Here is a 4,565-nt window from a genome sequence, read left to right as displayed (position 1 = left end):
GCATGCCGGGGCCGGGGGCCTTCTCGTGGCCGGTTTCCCAGGTGCCGGGAATGGCGACGACATAAAGACTCGGGCAGGCGGGCGCCGCGCTCGCGCTCGTGCTGCCGACAACAATTCCGGACATCATCGCCGCGGACGCTCCCAGAGCCGCGACAACCTTCTTCAACTGCATACCGCTCCAGTTCACCCTTGCTCGTCGATGTGAGAGCAACCCCGATTACTGACGTTGTGGCCCCAGACCTCGCCGCGAATCACAATAGGCGTACGAGCCATCCCATGCCACACAACCTCTCGATCTTGTGATGGGTCGCACCGACTGATCGCGCAGGGTTCACCCCGCCGATGACGGAATGTCGGCGGCACGTCACCGCCGACACGCCCCCCGTTCGCGAAACTCACACCTCCAGGTCTTCTTCGATGCCCTTGAGCTTGTGCCGCGCCAGCGCCAGATTGGCCCGGCCGCGATCGAGGGCGAGGTAGAGGAACAGCCCTTTGGACTTGCGCCCCGTCATCGGGCGGATCAGGTGGTATTGCGTGCCCAGGGTGATGAGGATGTCCTCGATCTCCTCGTTGAGGCCGAGCTGCTCGATGGTGCGCATCTTCGCCCGCACCACCTCGGTGTTGCCCGCCGCGGCGACCTGCAGGTCGAGCGACTTGGTGCTGCTGAGCATTCCGAGGGCCATGCCACTGCTGTAGTCGACGATCGCGGCGCCGATCGCGCCCTCGATCACCATCATGTCCTTCAGAGCCAGATCCATATTCGACATCGTGTGCCTTTCAATCGTTGTGCGCCGCCGCCAGATGGCCGGCGATCGCGCGAGCTACCGGTCGCGACTCCAGATGGAGTCGACCGACATTCACTTCGGGTCCGGCGAGCACGGTCAGCGAGGTGCGCCCGGCGGCGTAGATCACCACCTGCCCCTCGGTGCCGTGCACGACGACCTCGCTGAACCCGCCGCCGTGCGCCGTGTTCGCCAGCCGGTACGACAGCGACAACTGCGCGGCTGACAGCGCGGCCAGGCCCGCGGGTTCGAGATGGGCGGGGAGGTCGTGTTCGATGAGCAGCCCGTCGCTGGAGGCCACCAGCGACCCGGTGAGCTGAGGTAGCCGTTCGCGCAACGACTGCAGTTCGGCCTGCACAGCCGGGTAGTTCTGGGGCGCTGTGTGTTCAGGCGCCCTGGGTTCGGGTGTGGTCATCGCCACCTTGGTCAACCTTCCCCTCCAATCACCGAGCAGCTTCTTCCGCACGGTCACGCAAGCTCCTCCAACGCCGCCCTGAGCCGGATGAGTGTTTCGCGGTCGACCTGCTGCCAGCGTTCGGGTTCCGCTGCGCCGGCCGGTTTTCCGCGGTGTCGGGCGGTCGCGGTCGCTTCCTCGTCGATCGCGTGCCTGCCCTGTCGTGCACCCGTCTCCTGCTGGGGGCGGGTCGGTCCCGCGCTGCCCGGAATGCGTCGGGGCAGCGTGGGCACGGATGTTGTCGACCGAGTCGAGCTCCGGTGGTCGGCCGGGTCCGGTGCGAGGGCGAGGTGGCGCCCGCGCGGTGGTTGTTCGGTCGCGACGGGTTCCGGCGCTTCGATCAGGCCCGCTGTGGTCAGGTCGCGGACCGCGACGAGGCAGCCATAGGTGGTGCGGCCCAGATCGCGGGCGATGTCGGCGATGCTGCGGCGGGTGTCGGCGGCGGCGAGAACCTCTGCCTGACTTCCGGTGAGTACCACCTGGTTCCGCTTGATCCGGCGGGCCGGGACCACCGGAACCAGGGTGACGAGGTCGGCGGTCCACGGGCCGTACTCGTTGTCGGTGCGGCGTTCGCATTCGTGAACAAGCGCGCGGGGCGCGATGTGGCAGACCGGCGCCAGCCAGTGTTCGGTTGTCGGACGGAATTCCGGCTCACCCGCGGAGGCCAGCAAAAAATAGGCGGCGTCGAACACCGACAGCAGCGCCAGGGTTTCCAGTTGTGGCTGGTCCAGCAGCGGACCCGGGTCGCCCGCACCGGCGCGACGCCAATCCTCCGCCGTTGCTACGCCCGCTTCGACAACCAATCTGTCGAGTCCGATGGTCCGCCCGCAGCCGACCGAGGCGATAGTGCCGCGCACCAAGTGGAATTCGCCGTCGCCTGCGCGCAATACTCCGGTCGAGCCTTCTTCGCCGAGCCGATGCAATTCATCGGCGAGCGCGACACTCATCGATCCCCGCCCGTCAATTCTTGCAGTGCCGACCTGAGCTGATAGCGGGCCATCCCGAGATTGCCGGTGTCGCCGTCGAAGACGACATGCATGAACAACCTGCCGTCGAAATCGCCGTCGACCAGGTGGAGGAGGTGAAATCCCCTGGTCCGGCACACCACGATCTCGGTGAGGTCGTCGTCGGAGCTCCCCAGGGCCGGACACGCGAGCGCGGCCCGCATCACATCGGTGGTCCCCGCCGCGTCCTCGTGCTCGTCGACGCCTCGGCGCTCGCCGGCACCGGCGACGGCCAACCCGCTCGCCCCGTCCACCAGCGTCACACTGCGCGCCCCGGGAATATCCATGATGCGTTTCAGACACCCATCAAGAGAATTCACCGAGCCCCCGAACCGTCATCGACTATTGATCGAGACGAGACGTTATACCCCTCCGCTATTCCTCGCATCTTGAACGCCGGAAAATTGCTGCCGCACAATATGTTTGCTGATGGTTGCTGGAAAACCGCTCGGTATCAATACTTTTGAGTAACTTCGGCGGCCATTCGCTGCGAGCAGCTATAACCGGTGATCACTCGCCTGTTCCAGTCGCCAGCGATCATCGCGTAAACATCGATAATTGCGTCTTCGCAGACCTCGCCGAACCCGACGCACAGCGGTCCCCCACCGATGTGCTCGGAGTGTGCGATCAGCCGGCGGCGCGGCGGTACCAGGTTTCCGCTTCGCGGTGGGCGCCTTGGGATTCCAGCAGGGCGGCGAGGTTGGCCATGGCCCGCGGGTGGCCGAGATCGGCCGCGCGACGGAAGCAGCGGCGGGCCTCGGTGATGGCGCCGCGGTGGCGCAGCAGGATGCCGAGGTTGTTCACGGCGTCGATGTCGCCGTGGTCGGCGGCCTCGCCGAACCAGGCTTCGGCGTCGTCGAGGCGGTCCTGATCCTGGAGGAGTCGCGCGAGATTGAACATGGCGTCGACATGGCCCGCCATCGCGGCGTGGTGGTACCAGGTTTCGGCGTCCCGGCGGTCACCGCACTGGTAGAGCATGGTGGCCAGATTGAACATGGCGTTGGCATTGCCCGCGACAGCCGCACGGCGGTACCAGGACTCGGCCTCGTCGAGTTCACCGAACTGGTCGAGCAACACGGCCAGGTTGTTCATCGAGCGCGTGTGCCCCGCAGCTGCGGCGCGCCGGAACCAGTACTCGGCGGCTTCGAAATCGCTGTGGTCGTGGTAGAAGTGGGCGAGATTGTGCATGGCGGTACCGTCACCACGCTCTGCGGCGCGGCGAAGGTTCGCCAACGCTTCCGGCGGCAACGGCACAGCTCCCCCTCGGATCTCCCGTACACCTCGACACGGAAAGTCTATGTGCTGCAGGGAAGATCAGCCACGTCGTTCGCTCGCCTACCGAACCCCTTGCACCCCTTCCCCGTTCACCCCCCTACGCACATTCCCCGCAAACCCGCAGGTATCCGGCAAGGCGTCCGGATTCGGCGGGACACCTGCCGCGTGTGGGGGGAATGACAAAAAAAGACGCCCGCGGGCTCGAAAGCCTGCGGGCGCCTTGCTGGTTGCGCGGCTAGCGCTGGGCGACAGCCGTCGGGGGGATCGGCGCAGGCAGCGCGGTCTCGCCCTCGAGGAACTTGTCGACGGCCGACGCGGCGGCGCGGCCCTCGGCGATGGCCCAGACGATCAGCGACTGGCCACGGCCCATGTCACCGGCCACGAAGACGCCGGGGATGTTGGTAGCCCAGCTCTTGTCGCGCTGGACATTGCCGCGACCGTCGTAGCCGACACCGAGATCGGTGAGCAGGCCCGGCTTCTGGGGACCGACGAAGCCCATGGCCAGCAGGACCAGGTCGGCTTCGAGGGTGAAGTCGGTGCCCTCGACCTTTTCGAAACGGCCGTTGACCATCTTGACCTCGTGCGCATCGAGACCGGTGACCTTGCCGTCCGCGCCGACGAAACGCTCGGTGTTCACCGAGAACAGACGCTCGCCGCCCTCTTCGTGCGCCGAGGCGACCCGGTACATCAGCGGGTAGGTCGGCCACGGGGTCGAGCCCGCGCGCTCCTCGGGAGGACGCGGCATGATCTCGAACTGGTGCACCGACTCGGCGCCGTGACGGTGCGAGGTGCCCAGGCAGTCGGCGCCGGTGTCGCCACCGCCGATGATGATGACCTTCTTGCCCTTGGCGTGGATCGGCGGCAGGCCGTCGGAGTCGGCGATGTCGTCACCGAGCTGCACCCGGTTGGACAGCGGCAGGAACTCCATCGCCTGGTGGATGCCGTCGAGCTCGCGGCCCGGGATCGGCAGATCGCGGGCGATGGTGGCGCCACCGGCCAGCACGATCGCGTCGAAACGCTCACGCAGCTGCTCGGCGGTGATGTCGACAC

Annotated in this window: 6 protein-coding genes and 1 pseudogene; all 7 read right to left on the bottom strand. The window is 66.9% G+C overall.

Going from position 1 to position 4,565, the window contains the following annotated elements; genetic code table 11:
* Nucleotides 1-187 (bottom strand): annotated as a pseudogene (locus tag ACFWF3_RS25305) (cutinase); the annotation flags it as partial.
* Between the two features lie 208 nt (nucleotides 188-395).
* Nucleotides 396-767, bottom strand: a complete 372-nt coding sequence (locus ACFWF3_RS25300; protein ID WP_378653460.1) for a hypothetical protein — start codon at nucleotides 765-767, stop codon at nucleotides 396-398.
* Between the two features lie 10 nt (nucleotides 768-777).
* Entirely contained in the window at nucleotides 778-1,254 is a 477-nt protein-coding gene (locus ACFWF3_RS25295) for a roadblock/LC7 domain-containing protein (protein ID WP_378989411.1), read from the bottom strand.
* Entirely contained in the window at nucleotides 1,251-2,183 is a 933-nt protein-coding gene (locus ACFWF3_RS25290) for a hypothetical protein (protein WP_379315725.1), read from the bottom strand. The genes ACFWF3_RS25295 and ACFWF3_RS25290 overlap by 4 nt, the downstream gene beginning before the upstream one ends.
* Complete coding sequence (locus ACFWF3_RS25285) at nucleotides 2,180-2,527, bottom strand: hypothetical protein (protein WP_378989409.1); 348 nt, start codon at nucleotides 2,525-2,527, stop codon at nucleotides 2,180-2,182. The genes ACFWF3_RS25290 and ACFWF3_RS25285 overlap by 4 nt, the downstream gene beginning before the upstream one ends.
* A gap of 340 nt (nucleotides 2,528-2,867) precedes the next feature.
* A complete protein-coding gene (locus ACFWF3_RS25280; RefSeq protein ID WP_378989408.1) occupies nucleotides 2,868-3,494 on the bottom strand; it encodes a tetratricopeptide repeat protein in 627 nt (208 codons plus the stop codon).
* 256 nt (nucleotides 3,495-3,750) lie between these two features.
* On the bottom strand, nucleotides 3,751-4,565 hold an 815-nt coding region (locus ACFWF3_RS25275), incomplete at its 5' end, for an FAD-dependent oxidoreductase (RefSeq protein WP_379315722.1).

It is taken from the genome of Nocardia sp. NPDC060220, assembly GCF_042727815.1.
Lineage (GTDB): Bacteria > Actinomycetota > Actinomycetes > Mycobacteriales > Mycobacteriaceae > Nocardia.
The sequence above is the reverse complement of the archived record's forward strand: the minus strand, read 5'-3'. Positions and strand labels throughout refer to the sequence as shown.